The organism is Bradyrhizobium sp. SPXBL-04 (assembly GCF_051853035.1).
Classification (GTDB): domain Bacteria; phylum Pseudomonadota; class Alphaproteobacteria; order Rhizobiales; family Xanthobacteraceae; genus Bradyrhizobium; species Bradyrhizobium zhanjiangense.
This window is the reverse complement of the sequence record NZ_CP182472.1, coordinates 7,719,407-7,744,772: the sequence shown is the minus strand read 5'-3', so window position 1 is coordinate 7,744,772 and position 25,366 is coordinate 7,719,407. Positions and strand designations below refer to the sequence as shown.

Genomic DNA, 25,366 nt, shown 5'->3' with positions numbered 1-25,366 from the left:
GTTTTTTTCGGGTTCGGTGAGGAAAGCAAGCTTTCCTTCACCTTGCCCTCGGCAAGGCTTGCCTAGTTGATTGAAATATCAGCAGAAACGGGTTCGCTATTGCCGAAAAACAACTCGACTTTAACGATGTTCCCTCAGAAAGGCTTCATCTGGTCTGGGTAAGACTACGCGCCAAACAGGACGCGTAGCAACTCAATGCAGCTGGCCGACCAGAAGCAGAGCGATCGAGACGAGCTGGAGCCGATACTCTACGCCGCTCTCATCAACTCTATGGTGCAGAATTTCTGGGCGATCTTCCTCGGCTCGGCCTCCGCGGCCGTGGCCGCGGTGATGACTGCGCTGAAGACCGGCGACGTGTTGCTGTGGCCGATCGCGTTTCTGATCATTGCCATCGGCACCGGGCGCGCGTTTCAGATGCGCCCCTACGAAAACCGCGTGCCGGGCTTGACGTTCCAGCAGGCCAAGCATCTGGAGCCGCGCTATTGGTTCGGCGCGCTCGTCTACGCCGCGGTCATCGGCGTGTGGTGCTTCGTCGTGATCTTCAACAACGACGACGCGGTCGCGAACATGCTCTGCGTCGCCGTCACGGTCGGCTACACCGCCGGCGGCGCCGCCCGCAATTACGGCCAGCCCAGGGTCGTGCAGTGGCACGTCGCGCTCGCCTGCGGTCCGATGTCGCTTGCCTTGCTGCTGCACGGCGGATTCTACTATATCGGGCTCGCGATCCTGCTCGTGCTGTTCTTCATCGCGCTGAAGAACATCAACCTCAGCCTGCACGCGATCTTCGTCAAGGCGCTGACCTCGAGCTTTCGCGAATCCGCGTTGGCCAGCCAGTTCGACACCGCGCTCAACAACATGCCGCACGGCCTGTGCATGTTTCGCGCCGATCGGCGCCTCGCCGTGATGAACCACCGCTTCAGCGAGCTCATGGCGCTGCCCGAGGACCTCGTCAAGCGCGGCGCCACGGCCGCCGACATCGCCTCGGCCTGCGTCGCTGCCGGGTCGATCTCGCCGGAGAGCGGCAATCAGATCCTGTCCGAGATCGAGAAGGCGCGAATCTGCGAGATCGTCACCGCCGATCCGGATCAGGCGCGCGGCCGCACGCTGGCCTGGACGTTCCAGCCGATGACCGGTGGCGGCACGGTATTGCTGCTGGAAGACATCACCGAACGCACCAGCGCCGAAGCCCGGATCAGCCATCTCGCCCGCTATGACGAGCTCACGGCGCTGCCCAACCGCGTCAGCTTCCGCGACGAGATCGAGCGGCTGCTGGCGCATTCGCGTCATTCCGAACGGCTCTCGGCGCTGCTGTTCGTCGACCTCGATCAATTCAAGCAGGTCAACGACACGCTCGGCCATCCCTGCGGCGACCAGCTGCTGTGTGCGGTCGCCAACCGCCTGCGCGAGATGTTGCGGCCGGAGGATTTCGTCGCCCGCTTCGGCGGCGACGAATTCGTCGTGTTCCAGCAGAACATCTCCTCGCCCGAAGACGCAGCTAGTCTCGCCCGCCGCATCGTCGAGCGGCTGAGCGAGCGCTATCGCATCGACAATCATCTGGTCGAGATCGGCGCCAGCGTCGGCATCGCGCTGACCTCGCCGGATGGCACCAGCGCCGATACGCTGCTCAAGAACGCCGACATGGCGCTGTACCGCGCCAAGGCCGACGGCCGCGGCACCTTCTGCTTCTTCCGCGACGAGATGGCGGCGACCGTCGAGGCCCGCCGCATCCTCGAGCTCGACCTGCGCAAGGCGCTCGCCAACGAGGAGTTCGAGCTGTTCTATCAGCCGCTGGTCAATCTGAAGTCCGGCAAGATCACCACCTGCGAAGCGCTGCTGCGTTGGAATCATCCGGTGCGCGGCACCGTCTCGCCGGTCGACATCATCCCGGTCGCCGAAGACATGGGTCTGATCGTCGATCTCGGCCGCTGGATCCTGCGCCGCGCCTGCATGGAATGCATGAAGTGGCCGGAGGGCGTCAGCGTCGCCGTCAATTTCTCGCCGCAGCAATTCCACCAGCGCGACGTGCTGAGCGAAATCCGCTACGCGCTCGAAGTCTCGGGGCTTCCGGCCCATCGCCTGGAGATCGAGATCACGGAATCCTCGCTGCTGCGCAACACCCAGCTCACGCATGACATCCTGTCGCAACTGCATGCGCTCGGCGTGCGCATCTCGCTCGACGATTTCGGCACCGGCTATTCCAGCCTCAGCTATCTGCACAATTTCCCGATGCAGAAGGTGAAGATCGACCGCTCCTTCCTCGAAGGCATCGACACCGACCGGCCGCTGACGCTGCTGCGCGGCGTGGCGCGGCTGTCCGCCGACCTCGGCATGGCCGTCGTGGTCGAGGGCATCGAGACCAACGAGCAGCTCGAGCTGATCAGCGCCGACGGCACCGTCTCCGAGGGGCAGGGTTATCTGTTCAGCCGTCCAGTGCCCGCGGTGCGGATGCGCCAGCTCCTCAACGCCTCGCATGGACGCCGGGGCGATAGCGCGCTCCAAGTCGCCTTCTCGCGCTCCTTCGCTTAAGACCGCCTCTCAAAAAATTTCCTGTCGTTTCAGTCTGTTGCGGCCACCGTAGTGCTACGGTGGTTAACCCTAATCTTTCGATTGCTTTGCATAGATGTTAAGAAGCTGTTAATAAATCATGACGCGCGTGGAAGTTGTTCTGGAGAAATCCTCCTTTCTTGCGCGCGTTTGCAGTGAGCGGTGTGGGTTGTGGGTAAGGAGTTGGGATGCAGTCCTCGGCCAAAGCGGTCATTTCGGCTGTTGGGCGGGGGGCAGAACTCCTCACCGACCTCGACTATCATCTCGCAGAGACGGCAGACGAGAAGGAGGAGATCTACAATCTCCGCTACCGCGCCTATCGGCGCGAAGGCGCCGTCAAGGAATCGGCGGACGCACGGGTCACCGACCGCTACGACGAGCTGCCGAACGCGTGGACCTTCGGCGTCTATCTCAACGGCGAGCTCTGCAGCTCCGTGCGCATCAGCGTGCTGACCTCGGAATGGCGCGAGTCCACCTCGGCCGACGTCTTCCCCGAGATCCTGCTGCCGCGGCTCGACCGCGGCGAGGTCATGATCGACCCGACCCGCTTCGTCGCCGATCCCGACCAGGTCAAACGTGTCCCGGAATTACCCTATCTGACGACGCGCCTCGCCTACATGGCCTGCGAGCATTTTAATGCCGATCTCGGCCTTGCGATCGTGCGCCCCGAGCATCAGGCGTTCTACCGCCGGGTGTTCCTGCACCAGACCATCGCCGAGCCCCGGCTGGTTCCCGGTCTCACCAAGCCGTTCGGGCTGATGGCGGCGGACTTCCCGACCTTCCGCAAGAAGGTGTTCGAGCGCTATCCGATCATGCGGTCGACCGCCTTCGAGCGGCGGATGCTGTTCGGGCGCGGTGGTCAGCGCCAGGCGCCGCAACGGTCCGTTCCGCAGCGGCCGGTGTTCGTGGCGGACGCCGTTCACGCCTGATTCCGAAGCGGCGACTCGGGCCGCCGTACGCCTTTCGGCCTAGAATCCCGGCAAAAAACAGTGCTGTGCCGGCTGGCGCGGCTTGCCTTCACCCTCGCGCCACATTTACAACCCATTAACCATCATGGGTGCTTTTCGCTGGTTGGGGGCATTTGATCGGCTGAGGCAAGGTTCCGTCAAGGTTGACGGAACGTTCGCTTAACCAACCCCCTGTAGACCGGACAGCAGTGGACTAACGCGAGCGTGGAGGCTCCGGAATGAAACATCCTATGCGTATCCTCCAGGGATTGAAGCTGGCCGCGGTGCTTGCCGTCGCGCTGTCGATGGGCGCCTGCGCCAACAAGAATGCTGCGACGGATGCGATGGCCAACGCGGCGACGCCGGGCAGCCAGCAGGACTTCGTCGTCAACGTGGGTGACCGCGTGTTCTTCGAAAGCGACCAGACCGATCTGACCCCTCAGGCGATCGTGACCCTGGAGAAGCAGGCGCAATGGCTCCAGACCTATCCGCGCTACAGCTTCACCATCGAAGGTCATGCCGACGAGCGTGGCACCCGCGAATACAACATCGCGCTCGGCGCCCGCCGCGCCCAGTCGGTGCGTTCGTTCCTCGCCTCGCGCGGCATCGATCCGAACCGCATGCGCACGATCTCCTACGGCAAGGAGCGGCCGGTCGCGGTCTGCAACGACATCTCCTGCTGGTCGCAGAACCGGCGCGCCGTCACCGTCTTGAACGCGAGCTCCTGACGTTCAGTCAGGCGGCGTTCAGCTTCAGAACTGGATGATGCCGGCGCCCTCTCGGGCGCCGGTTTCGTTTCAGCATTCTGTGACAGAAACCCCTTGGTACCAGTCACATTTTTGGCGTACTCCACTTCAATGTGTGGCGCGTCGAATGTTCCGTCGCAGGCCATTTCGCTTTTGTCGTCAGGGCAAGATGTCATCCAGATTTAAGGTCTTTACCGGCACCGCGGCGATCGCCGCGCTGCTCTCTTTGTGCTCGCCCGCATTTGCGCAGCCGGTCTTGGCGCAGTCGGATGATGCCGACCCCGAGATGCGGATCGAGCGGCTGGAGAACCAGCTGCGCCAGCTCACCGGCCAGAACGAAGAGCTGCAATATCGCAACCGCCAGCTCGAGGAGCGGCTGCGGGCGCTCGAAGGCGGCGCGCAAGGCGCGCCCGGACAGGCGCCCAACGTCGCGGCGATGCCGCCCGCCCAGATCGCACCAAGTCAGGTCGCGCCGGGCTATCGCCAGCAGCAGCCGCAGCAGCAGGCCGCGCAGCCGAATTACGAGCAGCCGCAGATCGCCGCTCCCGCGCCGATCGTTCAGGAGCAGCCGGCGCCCGGCGCACCCGGCACGCGCCGCCGCGGCGATGCCTTCGATCCGAACCAGAACCCGAACGCGCCCGGTGCGCCGCGCGCGCTCGGCGGCGGTCAGCAGCCGATGCCGGCAGGAGCTCCCAGTGGTGCCCCTGGCGGCCGCGGCGCCGGCGAGCCGCTCGATCTCGCCAACACCAGCCCCCGCTATCAGCAGCAGGCGGCTCCCCCGGCGGCGCAGCCCGGCTATCCGCCGGCCCAATCCGGCCATCCCGCGCCATCAGGCGGCACTGGCCTCACGACGCTGCCGCCCTCGGCAACGCCGCGCGACGAGTTCGACCTCGGCATCGGTTACATGCAGCGCAAGGACTATGCGCTCGCCGAGCAGACCATGAAGAATTTTGCGCAGAAATACCCGAGCGATCCTCTGCTCGGCGACGCGCAATACTGGCTCGGCGAGAGCTACTTCCAGCGCCAGCAATATCGCGACTCCGCCGAAGCGTTCCTCGCCGTCACCACCAAATACGAGAAATCGGCCAAGGCGCCGGATGCGTTGCTGCGGCTCGGCCAGTCGCTCGCCGCGCTGAAGGAGAAGGAGGCCGCCTGCGCCGCCTTCGGCGAGGTCGGCCGGAAATATCCGCGCGCCTCCGCCGGCGTCAAAGCCGCGGTCGATCGCGAGCAGAAGCGGGTGAAGTGCTGACGCGTGGCGTTAGGGTCCTGACAATGCGGATGGTGCTGCGCTAAACATCGCAATCATCCGCTGACGATTTGCTGGGCCGTCATGTCAGACGACGACAATTCTCCGATCTCGGCGCGCGAGGCGAGGCGGCTGTTCGCGGGCCTGAAAACTGCACCGGCGCTGGTGCTCGCGGTCTCCGGCGGGCCGGACTCGGTCGCGCTGATGTGGCTCGCGGCCCGCTGGCGGCGCAGTCTTGTGCGCGGCCCGCAACTCACCGTCGTCACCGTCGATCACGGACTGCGCCGGGAAGCGGCCCGCGAGGCGCGCGAGGTCAAGCGTCTGGCAACCGAACTCGGGCTGCCGCACCGGACCCTGCGCTGGCGTGGCGCAAAGCCGAAGACGGGACTGCCTGCCGCGGCGCGCGAGGCCCGTTACCTGCTGCTCGCACAGGCCGCGCGGGCCGTGGGCGCCAGCCATGTGCTGACGGCCCACACCCGCGACGACCAGGCCGAGACCCTGCTGATGCGAATGCTCCGCGGCAGCGGACTTGCCGGGCTGTCGGCGATGGCCAGTGTCAGCGAGCGCGATGGCATCGTGCTGGCGCGTCCGCTGCTCGACGTCCCGAAGGCGCAGCTGATCGCGACCTTGAAGCGGGCGAAGGTCGGCTTTGCCGACGACCCCACCAACCGCGACACCGCCTTCACCCGGCCGCGGCTGCGCGCGCTGCTGCCACAGCTCGCGGCCGAAGGCGGCGATGCCCGCACGCTCGTGCGGCTCGCGGCAAGGCTGGCGCGCGCCAATGCGGCCGTCGAGGTGCTCGCCGACGGCGCCGAGCGCTTCCTCCGCTTGCGGGATCGCGACGTTGCGCCGCAGGCGGGCGTTCGAAGCTTCGAGGCATCGGCGTTTGCCGTCCTGCCCGAGGAGGTCCGGCTGCGGCTGCTGCTGCGGGCCATCGCCGCGCTCGGGCACGAGGGGCCGGCGGAACTCGGCAAGGTCGAAACCCTGATGTCCGCGCTTGATCGGGCCATCGCCGCAGGTCCCCGTGCAGCCGCAAATGGTCGGCCGGTCCTGAAGCAAACCCTTGCGGGAGCCTTGATCAGCCTCGCCGGCGGGCGTATCCACATCGCGCCGGCGCCGGCCCGGCGGCGCAAGGCTCCGTGAAGGGTGCATGAAGCGCGCATGAGGGCTGCATGAGGTCGGATCATGACACCGGCCGTTTCGGCTCGGCGCCGTCAGGCGACCTTAACCAGGCGGGAAAAACCCGGGCTAGGACGCCATTATTTCAGCGGGAATCGCGCTAAGATGGGATAAATAGTCCCATCTCGTTCCCTTGGCAGCGACCGGGGCGGCACCTAAATTGTATGCGTCTAACCGAGAGGATTCCTTGGGATTTCCTCGCATTGACCAAAGTAACTCCCCAAGGATCAGGGCCGCGATCCGCGCGACCACGAAGGAAGATCGATGAACGCCAATCTGCGCAATTTCGCCCTCTGGGTCATCATTGTCTTGCTGCTATTGGCATTGTTCACGCTCTTCCAGAATCCAGGTCAGCGCGCGTCCTCGCAGGACATCGCCTTCTCCCAGCTGCTGAGCGAGGTTGACCGCGGCAATGTGCGCGACGTCGTGATCCAGGGTCCCGACATCCACGGCACTTTCACCAACGGCTCCAGCTTCCAGACCTATGCGCCGAACGATCCGACGCTGGTGAAGCGGCTCTATGACAGCAAGGTGCAGATCACCGCGAAGCCGCCCGGCGACAACGTGCCGTGGTTCGTCTCGCTGCTGGTCTCCTGGCTGCCCTTCATCGCGCTGATCGGCGTGTGGATCTTCCTGTCGCGGCAGATGCAGGGCGGTGCCGGCAAGGCGATGGGCTTTGGCAAGTCGCGCGCCAAGATGCTGACCGAAGCGCATGGTCGCGTCACGTTCGAGGACGTCGCCGGCGTCGACGAGGCCAAGCAGGACCTCCAGGAGATCGTCGAATTCCTGCGCGACCCCGGCAAATTCCAGCGCCTCGGCGGCCGCATTCCGCGCGGCGTGCTGCTGGTCGGCCCTCCCGGCACCGGCAAGACCCTGATCGCGCGTGCGGTCGCGGGTGAGGCCAACGTGCCGTTCTTCACCATTTCCGGTTCCGACTTCGTCGAGATGTTCGTCGGCGTCGGCGCGAGCCGTGTCCGCGACATGTTCGAGCAGGCCAAGAAGAACGCGCCCTGCATCATTTTCATCGACGAAATCGACGCCGTCGGTCGTCACCGTGGCGCCGGTCTCGGCGGCGGCAATGACGAGCGCGAGCAGACGCTGAACCAGCTGCTGGTCGAGATGGACGGCTTCGAGGCCAACGAGGGCGTGATCCTCATTGCGGCGACCAACCGTCCCGACGTGCTCGATCCCGCGCTGCTGCGTCCGGGCCGCTTCGACCGCCAGGTCGTGGTGCCGAATCCTGACGTCGTCGGCCGCGAGCAGATCCTCAAGGTGCATGTTCGTAAAGTTCCGCTGGCGCCGGATATCAACCTCAAGACCATCGCGCGCGGCACCCCGGGCTTCTCCGGCGCCGACCTGATGAACCTCGTCAACGAAGCCGCTTTGACCGCCGCCCGCCGCAACAAGCGGATGGTGACGCAGGCCGAGTTCGAGGAGGCCAAGGACAAGGTGATGATGGGCGCCGAGCGCAAGTCGCTCGTCATGACCGAGGAAGAGAAGCTGCTCACGGCCTATCACGAGGGCGGCCACGCCATCGTCGGCCTCAACGTGCCCGCGACCGATCCGATCCACAAGGCGACCATCATCCCGCGCGGCCGTGCGCTCGGTATGGTCATGCAGTTGCCGGAGCGCGACAAGCTGTCGATGTCGCTGGAGCAGATGACCTCGCGCCTCGCCATCATGATGGGTGGCCGCGTCGCCGAAGAGCTGATCTTCGGCCGCGAGAAGGTGACTTCGGGTGCCGCCTCCGACATCGAGCAGGCCACGCGCCTTGCCCGCATGATGGTGACGCGCTGGGGCCTGTCGGAAGAGCTCGGCACCGTCTCCTACGGCGAGAACCAGGACGAGGTCTTCCTCGGCATGTCGGTGTCGCGGACGCAGAACGCCTCCGAGGCAACGGTCCAGAAGATCGATTCCGAGATCAAGCGTCTGGTCGAGGAAGGCTACAAGGAAGCAACCCGCATCCTCACCGAGAAGCATGCCGACCTCGAGACGCTCGCCAAGGGCCTGCTCGAGTTCGAGACGCTGACCGGCGAGGAGATCGTCGACCTGCTCAAGGGCAAGAAGCCGAACCGCGAGTCCGTGCTGGAGCCGGCCACGCCGCGCGCTTCCGCCGTGCCCCCGGCCGGCAAGTCGCGCCCGCGGCCCGATCCGGATCCTGGCCTGGAGCCGCAGCCGCAGGCGTAAGCTCCGAGATGCAGATCGAATTGAAAAACGCGGCGGCAACGCCGCGTTTTTTGTGGTCTCGCAATTCAGGTCTCGTGCCCCGGACGCAGCGCAGCGCGTCGCCCTTGCGACGTGGTGCGCTGCTGAGCCGGGGCCCATGCTTCAGCGGTGTACGCGGCGGCGGGTCCCGGCTCTGCGCCACAACGCCGTAAGCGCGTTCACGCGCGTCTTCGATGCGCTATGGGCGTTGCAGCGCGTCCGGGACACGAGAGGGAGGCGCGCTATTACCGCAAACTCGGTCATTGCGAGCGCAGCGAAGCAATCCAGACTGTCACCGCGGCGGGATTCTGGATTGCTTCGTCGCAAGGGCTCCTCGCAATGACGGGGCACCAGCTTCGTAGGGTGGGCAAAGGCGCGCTCGCGCCGTGCCCACCATCTCTCGGAACGCACGGTCGACATGGTGGGCACGCTACGCTTTGCCCACCCTACGGCTCCTCATTTCGGCGATGCGCGCGGGCCTCCGCCACGCGCCAGGAAATGCAGCACATCCTCGTTGAACTGCTCGGGATCCTGCAAGAACGAGAAGTGACTGACCTCCGGCTGGAGCAGCAGGCCGGCGCCGGGAATGTTCGCCGCCATGAACTCGGTGTTCTCGCGCTTGATCGCCTCGTCATGATCGCCGTCCACGATCCAGGTCGAGGCCTTGATCGAAGCGAGATCCGAAGCCGTCCATTTCGGCTGGCTCTCCCACATTTTGGTGATGTCGGCGACGAAGCTCTTGTACTCCGCCGGTGTCGGCGAGAGGCGCTTGTATTCTTCGCCGGCCCTGGCGATGTAGGCGTTGAACACGTCGCTCGAAGCGATATCCGCAACGCCTGACGGATCCGAGTCCGCCGCGAAGGCGAACAGCTTGCTCACCCGCTCCGGATGCTTCATGGCGATGTCGAGGCCGATGATCGCGCCGTCGCTCCAGCCGACGATCGCCGCCTTCCTGATCTTGAGATGGTCGAGCAGCCCGACCACGTCCGAAGCCATCAAGTCGTAGCCATAAGGCTCCTGATTGCGGCTGCTGCGCCCATGGCCGCGGCTCTCCATGACGATGACCTGATAGTGCCGCTGCAGCGCGCGGACCTGGTGGCCCCAGTAGTTCGCATTGGCAAGACCGCCATGCAGCAACAGGACGGGCTGCCCGCGACCGAACACCGCGTACCAGATCTTGACCCCGTTGATGGGCGCGAGACCGCTGTGGGCCGCTTTGGGCAGTGTCGGCGTCGGCGGCAGGCTCAGCCATTGCGGCGCCGCGCGCGCTCCGCCGATCGAGACCATGACGAGAAGCGCGGTGACGAGATGGCGAAACTTCATGATGCGTCTTCCTGTTCGACCATTCGATATTACCGCATGATCAGGCGGGCGCGTGGGGTCGCAACATCGTGATCTCCATTGGCCGGACAGATGATGTCGATGCCATGACGCGACGTCGGTGTTCAAACGGGGCGCGCGCTCGGTCTGGCCTGTGTCGTCGCCACGCCTGACATCGCGAGCAGCCCACCGACGATCAACTTTGGCGTCATGCGCTCGCCAAGCAACAACACGCTCGACATCAAGGCAAACACCGGAAGCAGCAGGCCGAAAGGTCCATTGCGCTTGGTACAGCCAGAATCCGCAATCTTGGTACTGTTCTATGACCAGGCGCAACGCATCTATTCGCCAGCACCGGCGACTGGAGCGATCCCGATCCATCAGGCTGAGTGGGAGCCCCAGTCAATGCAGACAGTTCAGATCGCAGACACGGAGACAGGAGTTCCACACTGCCTGGCGTTTTGTTGATGGCCGGCACATCCACGCCCCCTGCAACACACTAACAAATGACCGAGGAGATAATTCCCATGAAGGCGATCGTTGCAACGGACCGAACCGCGGGAACGGCCGCGATGAAGCTGGTGGAGCGGCCCGCGCCGCAGGCAGCGATAAACGACGTCGTCGTTCAGGTTCATGCGTCGGGATTTGTCCCGACTGAGCTGGCGTGGCCCTCGACCTGGACCGATCGCCTCGATCGTGACCGAACACCGTCGATCCCTGGGCACGAGCTGGCCGGAGTGGTCACCGCTCTCGGATATGGCACCACGGGGCTGTCGGTGGGACAGCGGGTGTTCGGCCTCGCGGATTGGTATCGCGACGGCACGCTGGCCGAGTATGTGGCGATCGAGGCTCGCAACCTCGCGCCGCTGCCGGGCGACGTCGACTTCACGGTGGGCGCGAGCCTGCCGATCTCGGGCCTGACCGCATGGCAAGGGCTGTTCCAGCACGGCCGCCTTCACGCGGGGCAGAGCGTTCTCGCACACGGCGCGGCCGGCGCAGTCGGGTCGATGGTGACGCAACTCGCACGAGAGGCCGGCGCCTACGTCATCGGCACCGGACGTGCCGCCGACCGTCAGACGGTGCTCGACTTCGGCGCGAAGGAGTTCGTCGATCTCGACAACGACGCCCTGGAAGAGGTCGGCGAAGTCGATCTGGTATTTGATGTTATCGGCGGTGATATCCAGAAGCGGTCTGCAGGACTGCTTCGAGCTGGAGGAATATTGGTGACTGTCGTCGGGCCGGCCGAGGCGCGGCCCTCCGACGGCGTGGCGGTTGACTTCGTCGTCGAGCCCGATCGTGCGCAACTGAGTGAGATCGTCCAGCGGGTACGGGATGGACGATTGCGGACGAACATCGGCAACATCTCGACGCTCGACGATGCCATCGCCGCCTTAAATCCCACCGAGCGACGCAAGGGCAATACGATCATCCGCGTTCGTCCCTGAGCGATGCATGCCCATTGATGCACGCAGCCGGCCCGGCGCTGTCCGGGTCGGCTGGACGTTAAGAAAATGTCCGAAGCAGGTCGATAAGCGGCAGTGGAAGCGAGCGAGCCCCGCGCCCGGTTCACCGCCGATAGCAGACATCACAATAGGTCCAACGTTGTTCGGCTAAGCATCAGAAGCGGACGGCCTCGCACGCCGCGAGCGATCTCGTACACGACCGCGCAGTCATTCCCTTCGGATGCGTTCAGGCAAGCAGCGGGGTTTCCCGAAATTCCTCATCGATGCATCCACGCCCTGGAAATCGAAAGCAGTGTGTGACCGATGACGCTGAGGAGCGCCGCGATGCCCCATATAGTGAACATGTTCTCTTTGTAGCTTCCAGAAAAGCCAGCGCGTTCGGCGATCACATCGCCGATATACTTCCACCAGCCGGTGAGAGTGCCCGGCAACCCGCCAGTCGCATCAGCAATCGCAAGCGTGACTCCAGAGATTACGGGAAGATAGAAGACGAGAATCACGGATGCGGCGAGAACACGGAGAATGAATCGCATGAGACCCTCCAATGTACGCAATGATCGCCGCGAACTCACCGAGCCGTTGTTTCTACGTGAGTCCCCTTTGAGGACAGCAGCTCGAAACAATCCGCTTCGCTCATGACTGCGCACGCGCCCCTGCAAAAAACTGCTGCTCCCGCGCGCGCGTTTATCGCCGAGAGCGGAATCATTTTCGGTGCGACCGCGGCGCTCTATGGCGAGATCACGGTCAAGAATGGTCGGGTCGAGCACCAACTTCGACACTGCGCATGAACGAAACGCCCAATATCGAGGTCCATAGCGTCAAAGAGCTCGGAGCCACCGGGCTTCGCCGTGGCAGCCCGCCTCAAACCTGAATCAAGGCGTAGGGTCGACCGCTGGGCTTCTTGATTGACCGCGCCACGTTGTAAACCCGCGCGCCTCCGGGCGTGCGGCCTTCATAGCGACCCTGATGAGCATGGCCGTGAACGACCGCACTCACCGTAAATCGATCGATCGTTTCGCCGAGGCGTGACGAGCCGAGGAACGGAAGAATCTCCAGCGGCTCGCCTTCAACCGTATCGAGAATCGGCGCATAGTGAAGGACGACAACAGCCTGCTTGCTCGCCACCGCGCGCATCGCATTTTCGAGGTGCGTCGCTTCGTTGACGGCTTCGGCGACCAGGCTCTTGACGACGGCCTCGCCGAACGAAGCGAGCATGCGGCGGCCGAACCCACCGATGAAGCCCTTCACGCCGACGAAGGCGACGCCCTCGATTTCGTACGACTGCCCGTTGAGCAGGTGCATTCCGGCGCCCTTCAAAATGCTCTTTACGTCTTCAGTCTGCCCGGACTCGTAGTCGTGGTTTCCGAGCACGCCGACAACGGGAATGGAGCAGGCGCGCAAATCCTCCGCCAGAAGTTCCGCTTCGGACGGCTTGCCGAGGTCAGTGAGGTCGCCGCAAAGGACGAGCACCCGGGCCTTGGTCGAGAGCTCGGCAAAGAGTTCCCGGAAGGACAACGTGCGGTCCTCCTTCACGTGGAGATCGCCAATGGCAGCGAAGGTGAGCGTGTCGGGTTTTTCGGACATCGCGCTACTCGCTATCCTGGTCTGCGTCGGCAAAGCCCCATTCCTCAACGGCCGGGGCATAATCGACCTGCGAAAACAGGCGCCCCCGACATATCTTCACGCGCGGAGGAGGAAGTTCGAACTGGCTCTTCAGGCGGGCGACCAGTTCGTCCATCAGCCAGCGCGGCAGGCAATCGCGCTCGCTCGGATAGGCCCAGCGGAAGTTGAGTAGATGTGCCAGAAGCACCTCCCAATGCAGCTCCATGTAGGCAAGCAGACGCCGCCAGTCGATCTGATCGTGCTGCTTGAGAATGAGATGCGCGATATCCGGGCCATCGTAACGGTGCCGCAGCTGGACGAAGGCCTTGGACCAGATCAACTCCGTCGGGGCGATGATGCGCATCGGCGTACCGAACACCTCGATGCGCGGCGCGGATTCGAACCATTGGTCGGTCACGGGAGCCATGCCATGCCAGAAAGCGAAGATCACATCGAAAAAGTGCTCGTCCTGGAAGACCTTGCCGAGCCAGCGTTCGTCCTCGATTGCGACGGTGTACCCGAGGTTGCGGAAGTGGTTGAGAACACGTGGATAGTCAGTCGGCTTGCACACGATATCGAGATCTTTGGTAGCGCGCACCACGCCGGTATAGGCGCTGAGCGCATACGTGCCGGCCAAAAGAAACGGCAGATCCAGCTTCGCGAGCTCGCGCAAGGCCTGAGTGTAAAACACCTCGGCGCGGGCCGATGGCACGGTCGGCTCGGCGGCCGCAGCGATCGTCTCTATCGATCCAGTGATCTCCTTGGCCATAACAGTTCACTCGAAGCTCATCGGCTTCGGCCATGAGGGTCCCTGTTCGACAATCGAATAGACCATGCAAAGTTCCGCGCGCCCTAGGTCCCACCGGCAACAAACCGGTTCGCAATGGTCGATGAACTTCGCTTTCAGCGTGCCTTGGCGACGTTGAGGAATTGATTCGTCTTCAAATTCGGTACGTCTTCAGCGAGCCAGAGAAGCGCGTCAAACATCTGCGCACGGCGGTCGACAACATCGTATGCGGTGAGGTCCGCTATACCCCTGATAGCGGCGCGATAACCGACCTCACCAGAGGTCCGAGGCGGGCATTCGCGCGAGGCGCCAGCCGCCTCGACAAATTCCGGCTCAGCAAGAACGGGACGTTTGCGAGCTTAGTTTTGTGAACGCGTAAAGGGGACAAAGCGCACGAGAGCGACGGCGCGCGTCGTCGTCTTGTCGGGGGCGATTTTTTCGACGACCGTGAGCTGCTGAGTGGTGTAACCGGGTCCCACCGGCATAACGAGCCGGCCACCTACTTTAAGCTGTTCAATCAGGGGCGGCGGTGGCTGCCCGAGCGCGGCAGTCACGACGATGGCGTCAAAAGGACCGCATTCGGGCCAGCCATCGTATCCGTCGCCAAGCTTGACGCTCACGTTGTCATACGCGAGGTCTCTTAATGTTTTCGCGGCGGTCTCGGCCAATTGCGGGATGATCTCGATGGTGCAGACCTTTCGCGCCAGGTGCGCAAGGACGGCGGCCTGATAGCCCGAACCCGTCCCCACTTCCAGCACAACGTGATCGGGCGCGACCTCGACCAATTGGGTCATCAAGGCCACGATGTACGGCTGCGATATGGTCTGCCCGAGACCGATCGGCATCGGTCTGTCCGCGTATGCGACGGAGCAAGATTGCTCGGGGATGAACAGATGGCGTTTCGTTTGCTCCATGGCCTCAAGGACTCTCTCCGACAGGCCTTGCTGTCCCAAGGCACTGGCGGCGGATCGGGCGTATGCCCGGATGGTCTCGACCATGGCGACGCGCTCGCGGACGCATTGCGCGTCCTTTGGTGCGTCCTGAGCGGTCGCTTCCCGGGCCACGACAACCATGGCAAACACGAGCAGCAGCAAGGCCTTCATCGTGCGCTCTCCGAGAAGGAATGGGCTCACGTCGAGCGCTCGAGCGCAATGAGCCGATTCGACGCATCACCTCAGCGAAACAAGGCGTCCGGCGAACGACCGCAGTGCGTCATGGGGCCTCCAGCGGTCACGATCCATCACCGCATCTGGAAGGGCACGCATTGCCGACCAAAATGCTCTCAAGCGGGATTCCTCACCTAACGTCCGTCTTGGGTCAAACGGCGAAATGGCCGCCGTGCCTGCAGTAGTCCGCTCCACACCTGGAAGCGGAACTCTCATTTGGAAGCACGCCCTGGACTTGCGCCCTCACTTCGAAGGCGCCGCCGCCCCTTCCGCATTCTCCCGCACATGGATCACCGCGATGTCATCCGCATAGATCCGCTTCCAGCCCTTGAGCTGGTCGAGGATCTGCGGGCCCGGCGCATCGGCGATCAATAGCGTCGCGTCGATCTTGTATTCATCGAGCAGGCGCGGGAGCAGCTCGGGCTTCTTGCCTTCCGTCGCCTTGAAGAAGTCCATAACGAATTTCTCGCCATAGAGCTCGGCGCGGCCGTCGACGAAGACGGGGATGTCGCGCGAAATCAGATAGCCGCCGAACTGATAGGCGTTGAAGATGCGCTGCGCCTTCCGCTGCTCGAGCAGGTCGACCGCTGCAACCGGCGTCTGCGTCATCGTGAAGCCGAAGCGGTGATGCCCCATATAGAGCGAGGTCGAGGTCCAGCTCGCGGCCACGATCATCAGTTCGCCGAGCGCGGTGACGTAGCGGGCCGGCCAACCGTCGGCATCAGTGGCGTCAGCCGGCGGCCGCGAAAACATCTCGCCGAGCGGCTTTGCCAGCACCAGCGGCACCAGGAAGGCAAAGGCCTCGATGCTCCGGACATGGGTCAGCGCGCTCCAGGTCAGGAACAGGATCAGGAAGATCCTGGGCGCCGAGAGCACGACGCCGCGATAGTAACCGAGCGCGATCAGGCCGAGCAGCGCGCCCTCGAATGATGTGAACGTGGCGAAGTTCGCCGGCATCCATTCGAAGATCAGCGACAGCAGCTCGCCGAGGCTGAGGATGTTGGTCGCGCCCATCAGCGTCCGCCAGCCGTAAGGCGTGCAGCAGCTCGCGATCAATGCGCCCACGCCGAACAGGACCCAGCGCAGGAACAATTGGAGCCGTCGTCCCTTCTCGGCATGCTCGACCGCCTCGAGCGAGATCGGGCCGATCAGCGCAAGGCCCAGCACGAAGCCGCCGTGCAAATTCGCCCAGAGCGCCATCAGCGGCAGCCAGGTCCAGGACGGTGCGCTCCTGCGGTCGGCCGCCGCCATCAAGAAGCCGACCCACGCCACCATGACGGGCAGCGCCAGGATGTGCGGCCGCGCCAGCACGTGATGCAGCGCCAACAGCAACGCCAGCATCGCAAACAGCACCGCGCGCGGTGCTTCGATCTGCGCATCTAACAGATAGACGAAGATCGCGGTCGAGAGCGCGATCCCGATCGCGGTGAGGATCACTGGCCCGGCCCAGCCCCATTGCGTGTAGGAGAACGCAAACATCACCTGCGACAGCCACGACGTCGAAATCCAGGGCGCACCCGTCCGCGTGAAGGAATAGAAGTCCGTGTACGGCATTGCGCCGTGGTCGAGGATCCATTGCCCGATCTTGATCTGCCAGAACGAGTCGGAGTCCTGAAGCAGCGTGTCGCCGACAAAAAGGAAGAACAGATAGGTGCCGGCACCGACGCACAGCGGCACCAGGGCGCGCGCGCGGCTCTGCACCGCGCTGCCGTTGGCAAAGGAAAGGGACATGCCGCCTTGTGGTCCTGCCGTTCTTGTCGGTCCGAGCATGAGCCGGAAAAGTGTGTCGCGGTTTTCCGGGAAGATCATGCTCAAACAATAACCCGCAGCGCGGTGAACGATTCATCTCATCGCGCTTCAGGCCGAGCGGACGGCATTGGACCATGCGCGGTCATAACTTCGGGTAAATCAGCGGCGCCGGGCCGATTTCATGTCCCGACAATTTAACCGATTGTTTTCAATTTCGATTTACCATCGACGAATACACGCAAACCGCTCCGTGTTTCCGCAGTCGAATTAACTGCGGCGAAATTCTTTGCCTCTAGGTTCGGTTTCATGGTCAGGCGGCGCTGGGAAGCCGAAAAGACCAGACCAGTTTGTAGCCCCGTTTAATCTTTGGAGCAGTCTATGAAGAACCTCGTTTCGCGTTTCGTGAAAGACGAATCCGGCGCCACCGCCATCGAATACGGCCTGATTGCCGCCGGCATCGCGCTCGCGATCATCACCGTCGTCAACAACCTCGGCAGCTCGCTGAACACCAAGTTCGGCTCGATCTCGAGCAGCCTGAAGTAAGACTGCACGCCTTAGGAATTTCGAGAGCCCCGTCCTGGACGGGGCTCTTTTCTTTTGGGCAAGAGGTTCGCTTCTCGCCGCAGGCTTCTTCAACCTCTCCCGCTTGCGGGAGAGGTCGGCGCGAAGCGCCGGGTGAGGGCTCTGTCCTCTTGAGGGCTATTTGCGCGGACACCCCACCCCCCAGCGCACCTATCGTGTGGCAGGCCATCAAGCCTGATCTCATCGCGCTGTCGCCTTCGCGGCGTGGCTGACGCTCCAGCCCGTTCGCTGTGACGCTCCACGCATTTGCATCTTGTCATCCACCCTGAATAGTTGTTCAGTCTTTGCGGGGCGATTTGCATCTTTTGCAGTGACGAAGCGTTTGGCCGCAGGGCGTGTGGCTGGCGTGTGGGACAGGAAGCGCGCCATGGTTTATCGGCGGACGCATCAAGTGGTGAAGCGCCTTGCGGCCCGGCGCAGTGCGATATTGGCCGCGGCGCGGGAGGCTGCGGCGGAGGGCGGGATGGCGGCGGTGCAGATTGCGCCGGTCGCGGTCCGCGCTAATGTCGCGGCCGGCACGGTTTACCGCTACTTCCCCTCCAAGGCCGAGCTGATCTCCGAATTGATCGCCGAGGTTTCCCGCGACGAGCTCGCGGCGATCCGGCGGGCGGCCGACGCCGCGCCGGGGCCGTCTTCGGCGCTGGCGGCCGCCGTGACCACCGTGGCGGTCCATACGCTGTCGCAGCGCAGGCTGGCCTGGGGCATCCTGGCCGAGCCCGTCGATGTCGATGTCAGCGCCTCGCGTATTGCCAGCCGGCGCGAGATCGCGGGCGAGATCGCGTCCCGGATCGACGCCGCCGTGCGCGCCGGCCATCTGCCGGCGCAGGATACCGCGCTCGCCGCCACCGCGTTGCTCGGAGCGCTGCATGAGGCCCTGGTCGGGCCGCTCGCGCCCGACAATCTCGAGGATCCCGTCAAGATGCGCGATGCGGTGCAGACCGTGACGCTGCTGGCGCTGCGCGCCGTCGGCGTCATGGACGCCCGCGCCAGGGGTCTGGTGGTGCAGCAGACGCTGCTACCAACCACGAAGGCGCTGGTGGGGGCGTAAAATCGGCGGAGGCCTGATTGCGCTCAGGCCGTTGGTCGCACAGGGTTTTTCGAAAAACCGCAGCACGGGCGCCGGATGCGCCGTCTACTGTGCATGGGGTTGTTTTCGCATTTTTTGTCGGAGCGACCGGAAATCAGATATGGGCGTCGCCCTCGGGGCCGACCGAGGCGATGCGCACCATGTTGGTGGTGCCGGGAATGCCGAGCGGCACGCCGGCGACGATGATGACGCGCTGGCCGGCGCGGACGAAGCCGTCCCGGAACGCGATCTGGCCGGCGCGGCCGACCATGTCGTCCTGGTCGCGCGCATCCTCGGCTACAACGCAATGCACGCCCCAGACGACGGCGAGGCGGCGGCCGGCCGAGATGTTCGGCGTGATCGCCACGATCGGCGGCTTCGGCCGCTCGCGCGCGACGCGCACGGCGGTCGAGCCCGAGCTGGTCCAGCAGATCAAAGCGGGCAGGTCGAGCGTCTCGGCGATCTGACGCGCGGCGTCCGCGATGGCATCGCCCGCGGTGGATTCCGGCGCGGGGCGTTGCGCCATGATCACCGAGCGATAGGTCGGGTCGCGCTCGACCTCCTCGCCGATGCGGTTCATGGTCGAGACCGCCTCGACCGGGAATTTGCCGGCCGCCGATTCCGCCGACAGCATGATGGCGTCGGCGCCCTCATAGACGGCGGTGGCGACGTCGGAGACTTCGGCGCGGGTCGGCACCGGCGACTGGATCATCGATTCCAGCATCTGGGTCGCGATCACAACCGGCTTGCCGGCGCGGCGCGCCATCCGCGTCATCTGCTTCTGCAGGCTCGGCACCCGCTCCAGCGGCAGCTCGACGCCGAGATCACCGCGCGCCACCATCAGGGCATCGGAGGCCTCGATGATGTCGGCGAGGCGGTCGATCGCCTGCGGCTTCTCGATCTTGGCCATGACGGCGGCGCGGCCGCGGATCATCTTCTTGGCTTCGAGCACGTCGTCGGCGCGCTGCACGAAGGACAGCGCGATCCAGTCGACGCCGGTGACGAGCGCCGCCTCGAGGTCAGCGCGGTCCTTCGGCGTCATGGCCGAGACCGGCAGGTCGGTGTCGGGCAGGCTGACGCCCTTGCGGTCGCTCATCTTGCCGCCGACCACGACACGCGTCACCGCGTGCTCCTTCGAGGTCTCCTCCGCGATCAGCCGCACCTTGCCGTCGTCGAGCAGCAGCGCATGTCCCGGCCGCAGCGCGGCCAGGATCTCCGGATGCGGCAGGTGGACGCGCGTGGCATCGCCCGGCGCCTTGTCGGAATCGAGGGTGAAGGTCTGGCCGTTCTGGAGCTGGACCGCGCCATCAGTGAAGGCGCCGAGCCTGAGCTTCGGGCCCTGGAGGTCGACCAGGATGCCGATCGGCCGGCCATAGCTGCTTTCGACGTTACGGATCGTCGCCACCAGCTCCCGCATCTTGTCGTGCGGGGTGTGGCTCATGTTGATGCGGAACAGGTCGGCGCCGGCCTCGAACAGGCGGCGGATCATCGCGAGGTCTGAAGAGGCGGGTCCCAGGGTCGCGAGAATCTTGATACGGCGAAGGCGCCTCATGGCTTACTTCCAGACGGGGGCGGGGCAGCGCCTGGCGGGAGGCCAGGCGCGGGGGGCGTACCACCGGGCGGGCTATTGGGCAAACCCGGAACCCCGCCCGGACCGACCGGGCCGGGCAGGCCGGGCACGCGCTGCTGCGCCGGCTGTTCGTTGGCGTCGGTGAGCTGGACCGTCCAGGCCCGCTGCTCGCCGGTATCGACCTCGAAATAGCCGGTCCGGTCGTAGCCGCGCGCCAAGCAATCCTCGGTGCCGCGGATGGTGAACTCCTTGTCGCGCGAGCACATGAAGGCCTGACCCGACCATTCACCGCCACGGTCGTAGTCGATGGCGTAGATGTAATAGTAACGGGCGACCAACGTTCCCCGCAGCAGCGTCTCGCAGGAGCGGGACGAGATGTTCCACCAGCCCTCGGTGGTCCAGCCCTCGGCGTCTTTGTAGCCCAGCGCAATCCCGACCCGGCTCGACGTGTTGTTGCAGAGGCGGAAATCGGCGGACGCCGGGCTGGTCCAGAGGCATAGCAGCGCGACCGCCAGTACCGGGACCAACCGGGCGAGCATGCGAAGGAGGGAGTGGGGAGATTCGGCGATCATAGTCGCGAAAAGCTATATCAGATCATTGACGATTTGGCGTAGGGGCCGGGAACTGTCCCAAGGCCGGGGTTTCGGCCCGTTTGCGCCGTGATATGGCAAAATCTGTGACAGGACCCACCTGATCCCGTAAGGGTGACGGCCATCGGGGCAGGTCTTAAGGAATCCAGTTATGGCAATCGACGACAAAACCAGAACGGAGCTCGAGGCGGCCGCTTTCCGGCGCCTAGTCGATCATTTGAGGACGCGGACGGACGTCCAGAATATCGACCTGATGAATCTGGCCGGCTTCTGCCGCAACTGCCTGTCCAACTGGCTCAAGGATGCCGCCGACGCCCAAGGCGTCGCTTTAAGCAAGGACGAGAGCCGTGAAGCCGTCTACGGCATGCCCTACGAGACCTGGAAATCGAAATACCAGGGCACGGCCACGCCCGAGCAGCTCGAGGCGATGAAGAAGGTCCATCCCCACGGGCACTGAACGGCCGCCTGCGGCCTGCTGAGTCGCGCCGCACAACAGCTTTCTTCAGGCAGCTGCAGGAAGGTGTGGGCGCGCTGTGGACGAGCGCGATGCTGCCTTGAACGCGGAGGGCGCCAACCCTAAGGGTCTACGCAGCACGCGCGGTGAGGATGCCGGCGTCACCTCGTTTTGCCAGTTCCATTGGGAGTACCAAGATGGCCACCTCCGCCGCCGTCCGCGACGACGAGCCCGCGACGAAATTTGCCAAGGACCAGCTCAAATCCATCATCGAGCGCATTGAGCGGCTGGAGGAAGAGAAGAAGGCGATCTCCGACGACATCCGCGACGTCTACGCCGAGAGCAAGGGCAACGGCTACGACGTCAAGGCGCTGCGCACCATCGTGCGCCTGCGCAAGCAGGACCCCAACGAGCGCGCCGAGGCCGAGACCATTCTCGAGACCTACATGCAGGCGCTGGGAATGCTCTGAGGCGTCTCGCCCGGTAGGCGTTGCAGCGCACCAAGCTTGGGCGAAATCCCTTCATCTGCTAGAGTGCTCGGTGAAGGGACCGAGCGATGGATGTGCCGGGACCAGAGCGCAGGCTTGCCGCGGTCCTCGCCGCCGACATGGTCGGCTTTAGCCGGCTCATGGAAGTCGACGAGGCGGGTACCCTTGCGCGCCTCAAGACCCACCGGGTCGAGCTCATCGATCCGGCCATTGCCAAAAATCGCGGCATCATCATCAAGACGACTGGCGACGGCATGCTCGCCGAATTCCACAGCGTCGTCGATGCCGTGCTGTGTGCCGCCGAGGTTCAGCGCCGCATGGCGCGGCGCAATGCCGACGTCCCGCCGCCGCGATGGATACAATTCCGCATCGGCATCAATCTGGGCGATGTCATCGTCGATCAAGACGACATTTTCGGTGACGGCGTCAACGTCGCGGCACGACTGGAGACGCTCGCCGAGCCTGGAGGGATCTGCGTTTCAGGCGCAGTGCGCGATCAGGTTGGCGACCGGCTCGACGGAGTTCAATTCGATGATCTCGGCGAGCAGAGCGTCAAGAACATCACGCGTCCGATCCGCGTCTTCCGCATTCGCTTGGCGGAGGGGCCTGCAAGCCTGCCCGACGCGACGAAGGCTGTTGCGTCGCCGGTTGTCTCAAAGAAGCCGTCGATCGCCGTGCTGCCGTTCGCCAATATGAGCGGCGATCCGGAACAGGAGTTCTTCGCCGACGGTCTCACGGAAGACATCATCACCGAGCTCTCGCGCTTCCACGACTTGCTCGTCATCTCGCGAAACTCGACCTTCGTCTACAAGGGCAAGGCCGTAAAGGTCCAGGACATCGGCCGTGAGTTCGGCGTCGACTATGTCATCGAGGGCAGCGTGCGGAAGGCCGGGGGGCGCGTCCGCGTCACCGTGCAGCTGATCGATGCGGAAACCGACCGCCATATCTGGGCCGAACGTTACGATCGCGAGCTCGAGGATATTTTCGCCATCCAGGACGAGATGACCCGCGCAATCGTCGCGACGTTGCCTGGTCGCGTGGAAGCGGCAGCGCATGACCGCACCAAGCGCAAGCCGACCGAGAACATGCGCGCTTACGAATGCGTGCTGGCTGCAAAGCTCCTGCATCACCGTTCAACACGCGAGGACAACGCGCAGGCGCAGACCCTGCTCAACCGGGCGCTGGCAATGGATCCGAATTACGCCCACGCTCACGCCTGGAAGGCGTGTGTGCTCGGCCAGTGCTGGATCTATGGCTGGTGCGCTGACCGCGACGCGACCTTTGAGCAGGTGGCTTCTGAACTCGAGATCGCGTTGGCGCTCGACGACAACGATGCCGACGTGCACCGGATCCTCGCCGCGCTCAATCTGACGCGCCACGACTATGAAAAGGCCACCTATCACCAGGAGCGTGCGCTGGCCCTCAACCCGAACTACGATCTGATCGTTGTGCAGCAGGGAGAGCTCCTGACCTGGCTGGGCTTGCCTGAGGAGGGCATCGACTGGATCAGGAAAGCGATGCGTCTCAATCCTCATCATCCCGAGCGATTCTGGAGCCATCTCGGTCGTGCGTATTATTGCGCAGAGAAATACGCCGAGGCCGCCGAGGCGTTTTCAAGGATCACGCGGCCCGACTATACCCATCACGCGTTCCTTGCAGCGATATTCGCGCAGATGAACAATGCCGTCGCGGCTGGCGCTCACGCCGCGGAGGTCCTGAAGCGCGAACCCGGGTTCTCGGTGGCAGCCTATCTTGCAACCCTGCACTACAAGCGCGAGATCGATCGCGAGCGTCACGAATCCGGCCTCGTCAGGGCTGGCCTGCCGGCATGATCGATGCGCGGGAAGAAGAACGGGGCAGGGGAAAGCTTTGCCGGGCCGCGGCTCTCAGCGCAGCGCGGCAGTACGCATGACGAAGGACGTCGTCTGGAGCTTTGCGGTCGCGCTGCCCGAGAAGCTGTCGCAGGACAGGCCCTGCATCGGATCCTCGACAAAACCCATCGCGATCACGGCCTGCGGCTTGACGAAAAAGCGGCGCAGCGCTGCCGTATCGAGCTCGCCCATCAGCGTCACCGACATCGCACGGCTGGCGCTCGGTGACAGCATCACGATCTTGAGCCAGATGCTGTCGCCCTTGGCCGCGGAGAGCCGGGTCGCGGTGGCGATCCTACCATCGACGCTCTTGCCGACCACCGTATTGATCTCCGTCGCCTGAGCGAGGCTGCGCGTCGCGGAAGCGGGACGGGCCGAGCGCGGGATCGGCGCGGAGGCGGCGACGACGTTGGCGCGATCGACCGGCGAGGCGGATGCCGGCGCAAAGGCCAGCGCCTGATAGGCCGCGCTGGAGACGCTCGCGGTGGCTTGCGGATCGGTGGCTGCGGCGAGCGCCTGGCGCGCCTTCAACGCGGCGACTTGCGCCGGCGTCGCCTGCTGTGGCGCAGCCGGGATATCATCCCAGAATCCGCGGGCATTGATGATGTCGGCGGGGGTCTCGGGCTTGCCAGTCGCCGGCTTGTCAGCCACGGGCGCGGGCTTCGGCTTGGGTGGCGCAACGATCTGCGCATCGGCCGAGGCGAGCTGGAGCGTTGCGGCCACTTGCGGCTTGGCGCGCGGCGTCGGCACCGGCTCGGCGGGTTTGGCAGCAGCGGCGACCACGGTCGGCGCCGACGGTTTCGCGGCCGGTGCGCCCTCGTCATCCTCGTCGCTGCTGCTGGCGGCCGGAGCCGCCGACTTGCCCTTGAACAAGGCGGCGAAGAAATTCGTCTTGCTGCCGGAATCGTCGCCGCTGCCGCGTCGCTCGATCTCGGCCTTGGCGAGCTCATAGCCCTTCAGCGGAACGCCGTCGGTCGGCAGATGCACCGTTTTTCCGTCCGGGAAGACACGGGCGAGCTGGTCATGCGTCATGCGCGGCCAGTGCCGGATGCTGCCGGTGTCGAGGTGCACGAAGGGCGAGCCGGAGGTCGGATAGAAGCCGACGCCGCCGCGCTGGAGCCGCAGGCCGGCGAAGCGGATCTGCTCCAGCGGCACGCCCGGGATATAGAAGTCCATCGCATGGCCCAGCATGTGCTGGCTGAAGCGCGCCACACCGGAGGAGCGGCGGCGGAGCATGGCGTTGGTGGCGGGGGAGCGGTAGGAGGAGATGATCTGGATCGGCTGCTTGCCGTCGACGTCGCGATAGACTTCCCAGAGGATGTCGAACAGGCGACGGTCCATCACCGTCTCGTCCTGGGTGCGCCAGTCGCGCAGGAAGTGGTTGAGCTGCTTCAGCGCGGCTTCGTCATAGCGGCCGTCGCGCTTGAAAGTGACGGTGAGGTCTTCGCCGGAATGGGTGTGATGGAACGAGAGCGTCTTGGTTTCGTTCAGCGCGGCGGCGTCATGAACCGAACCTGCGGCGGCAAGCAGCAATACGCAAGCGAGGCCGATCCGGGATCCGGCCTTCACTCCCGCATGGGACAACGACAGCACAGCGAATTGGCGTGCGAGACCAGTCAGCACGTATGAGCCCACCCAGTCGACGAGCGTTCAAAATGGACTCTCCCGCCAACCCCGTTAGCAGCGCGAAAGAGGGTGAACGCTTTCTTAAAGCGAGAAGGTTAATTCGAGGTTGACCTTCCCGCCCCCAAACCAAGTCAGAATACGATCCTAAACGGTTGACTGTGGCAA

Annotated in this window: 21 protein-coding genes and 1 pseudogene; 12 read left to right on the top strand and 10 right to left on the bottom strand. The window is 64.4% G+C overall.

The window, feature by feature from the left end:
- The first annotated feature begins 195 nt into the window (after positions 1-195).
- The 6 genes from ACNJX8_RS36915 (at position 196) to ftsH (ending at position 8,849) form a co-directional block, all read left to right on the top strand.
- Positions 196-2,526: a putative bifunctional diguanylate cyclase/phosphodiesterase gene (locus ACNJX8_RS36915; RefSeq protein WP_128936517.1), complete on the top strand. Its 2,331-nt coding sequence runs from the start codon at positions 196-198 to the stop codon at positions 2,524-2,526.
- A 206-nt stretch (positions 2,527-2,732) separates the two neighbouring features.
- Positions 2,733-3,473, top strand: coding sequence for an N-acyl amino acid synthase FeeM domain-containing protein (locus ACNJX8_RS36910; protein WP_128936516.1), 741 nt, complete (start codon positions 2,733-2,735; stop codon positions 3,471-3,473).
- A gap of 257 nt (positions 3,474-3,730) precedes the next feature.
- Complete coding sequence (gene pal, locus ACNJX8_RS36905; protein WP_018641585.1) at positions 3,731-4,219, top strand: peptidoglycan-associated lipoprotein Pal; 489 nt, start codon at positions 3,731-3,733, stop codon at positions 4,217-4,219.
- 187 nt (positions 4,220-4,406) lie between these two features.
- Positions 4,407-5,486, top strand: coding sequence for a tol-pal system protein YbgF (gene ybgF / locus ACNJX8_RS36900; protein ID WP_439358675.1), 1,080 nt, complete (start codon positions 4,407-4,409; stop codon positions 5,484-5,486).
- Positions 5,487-5,567: 81 nt separating this feature from the next.
- On the top strand, positions 5,568-6,626 hold the full coding sequence (gene tilS, locus ACNJX8_RS36895) for a tRNA lysidine(34) synthetase TilS (protein WP_439358674.1): 1,059 nt from the start codon (positions 5,568-5,570) through the stop codon (positions 6,624-6,626).
- Positions 6,627-6,926: 300 nt separating this feature from the next.
- Positions 6,927-8,849, top strand: coding sequence for an ATP-dependent zinc metalloprotease FtsH (gene ftsH, locus ACNJX8_RS36890; RefSeq protein WP_091880422.1), 1,923 nt, complete (start codon positions 6,927-6,929; stop codon positions 8,847-8,849).
- A 474-nt stretch (positions 8,850-9,323) separates the two neighbouring features.
- Here the strand turns inward: ftsH and ACNJX8_RS36885 are convergent, their stop codons facing one another.
- On the bottom strand, positions 9,324-10,190 hold the full coding sequence (locus ACNJX8_RS36885) for an alpha/beta fold hydrolase (RefSeq protein ID WP_439358673.1): 867 nt from the start codon (positions 10,188-10,190) through the stop codon (positions 9,324-9,326).
- A 122-nt stretch (positions 10,191-10,312) separates the two neighbouring features.
- A pseudogene (locus ACNJX8_RS36880) lies at positions 10,313-10,471 on the bottom strand (EamA family transporter); the annotation flags it as partial.
- Positions 10,472-10,714: 243 nt separating this feature from the next.
- Here ACNJX8_RS36880 and ACNJX8_RS36875 point away from each other — a divergent pair.
- The gene (locus ACNJX8_RS36875; protein WP_439358672.1) at positions 10,715-11,632 is read left to right on the top strand and encodes an NADP-dependent oxidoreductase; all 918 of its coding nucleotides are present in this window, start codon (positions 10,715-10,717) and stop codon (positions 11,630-11,632) included.
- A 275-nt stretch (positions 11,633-11,907) separates the two neighbouring features.
- Here ACNJX8_RS36875 and ACNJX8_RS36870 read toward each other — a convergent pair whose 3' ends face one another.
- The 5 genes from ACNJX8_RS36870 to ACNJX8_RS36850 form a co-directional block, all read right to left on the bottom strand.
- Positions 11,908-12,183, bottom strand: coding sequence for a hypothetical protein (locus ACNJX8_RS36870; protein ID WP_128945069.1), 276 nt, complete (start codon positions 12,181-12,183; stop codon positions 11,908-11,910).
- A 328-nt stretch (positions 12,184-12,511) separates the two neighbouring features.
- Positions 12,512-13,234: a metallophosphoesterase family protein gene (locus tag ACNJX8_RS36865; RefSeq protein WP_128936509.1), complete on the bottom strand. Its 723-nt coding sequence runs from the start codon at positions 13,232-13,234 to the stop codon at positions 12,512-12,514.
- 4 nt (positions 13,235-13,238) lie between these two features.
- On the bottom strand, positions 13,239-14,021 hold the full coding sequence (locus ACNJX8_RS36860; RefSeq protein ID WP_439358671.1) for a nucleotidyltransferase family protein: 783 nt from the start codon (positions 14,019-14,021) through the stop codon (positions 13,239-13,241).
- Between the two features lie 377 nt (positions 14,022-14,398).
- Positions 14,399-15,142, bottom strand: coding sequence for a protein-L-isoaspartate(D-aspartate) O-methyltransferase (locus ACNJX8_RS36855; protein ID WP_439358670.1), 744 nt, complete (start codon positions 15,140-15,142; stop codon positions 14,399-14,401).
- Positions 15,143-15,448: 306 nt separating this feature from the next.
- Positions 15,449-16,936, bottom strand: a complete 1,488-nt coding sequence (locus tag ACNJX8_RS36850) for a hypothetical protein (protein WP_439358669.1) — start codon at positions 16,934-16,936, stop codon at positions 15,449-15,451.
- A 396-nt stretch (positions 16,937-17,332) separates the two neighbouring features.
- Here ACNJX8_RS36850 and ACNJX8_RS36845 point away from each other — a divergent pair, with 396 nt between their 5' ends.
- A complete protein-coding gene (locus ACNJX8_RS36845; RefSeq protein ID WP_014492421.1) occupies positions 17,333-17,497 on the top strand; it encodes a Flp family type IVb pilin in 165 nt (54 codons plus the stop codon).
- 406 nt (positions 17,498-17,903) lie between these two features.
- Positions 17,904-18,584: a TetR/AcrR family transcriptional regulator gene (locus tag ACNJX8_RS36840; RefSeq protein WP_128936503.1), complete on the top strand. Its 681-nt coding sequence runs from the start codon at positions 17,904-17,906 to the stop codon at positions 18,582-18,584.
- Positions 18,585-18,717: 133 nt separating this feature from the next.
- Here ACNJX8_RS36840 and pyk read toward each other — a convergent pair whose 3' ends face one another.
- Together pyk and ACNJX8_RS36830 are read right to left on the bottom strand one after the other, a co-directional pair.
- Positions 18,718-20,154 (bottom strand): pyruvate kinase, encoded by a 1,437-nt coding sequence (gene pyk, locus ACNJX8_RS36835; RefSeq protein ID WP_091888192.1) that lies wholly within the window; start codon positions 20,152-20,154, stop codon positions 18,718-18,720.
- Entirely contained in the window at positions 20,151-20,744 is a 594-nt protein-coding gene (locus ACNJX8_RS36830; protein ID WP_439358668.1) for a DUF1036 domain-containing protein, read from the bottom strand. Before ACNJX8_RS36830 ends, pyk begins: the two co-directional genes overlap by 4 nt.
- 169 nt (positions 20,745-20,913) lie before the next feature.
- Between ACNJX8_RS36830 and ACNJX8_RS36825 the strand changes: the two genes are divergently transcribed.
- The 3 genes from ACNJX8_RS36825 to ACNJX8_RS36815 all read left to right on the top strand — a co-directional run bounded on the left by ACNJX8_RS36825 (position 20,914) and on the right by ACNJX8_RS36815 (position 23,536).
- Entirely contained in the window at positions 20,914-21,219 is a 306-nt protein-coding gene (locus ACNJX8_RS36825) for a DUF1244 domain-containing protein (protein WP_128936501.1), read from the top strand.
- Between the two features lie 194 nt (positions 21,220-21,413).
- Positions 21,414-21,686, top strand: coding sequence for a DUF2312 domain-containing protein (locus ACNJX8_RS36820; RefSeq protein WP_018641571.1), 273 nt, complete (start codon positions 21,414-21,416; stop codon positions 21,684-21,686).
- An 86-nt stretch (positions 21,687-21,772) separates the two neighbouring features.
- Positions 21,773-23,536, top strand: a complete 1,764-nt coding sequence (locus tag ACNJX8_RS36815; RefSeq protein WP_128936500.1) for an adenylate/guanylate cyclase domain-containing protein — start codon at positions 21,773-21,775, stop codon at positions 23,534-23,536.
- A gap of 54 nt (positions 23,537-23,590) precedes the next feature.
- On the opposite strand, the gene ACNJX8_RS36810 is transcribed toward ACNJX8_RS36815, so the two are convergent.
- On the bottom strand, positions 23,591-25,210 hold the full coding sequence (locus tag ACNJX8_RS36810; protein ID WP_439358667.1) for a DUF882 domain-containing protein: 1,620 nt from the start codon (positions 25,208-25,210) through the stop codon (positions 23,591-23,593).
- Between the last annotated feature and the right edge of the window lie 156 nt (positions 25,211-25,366).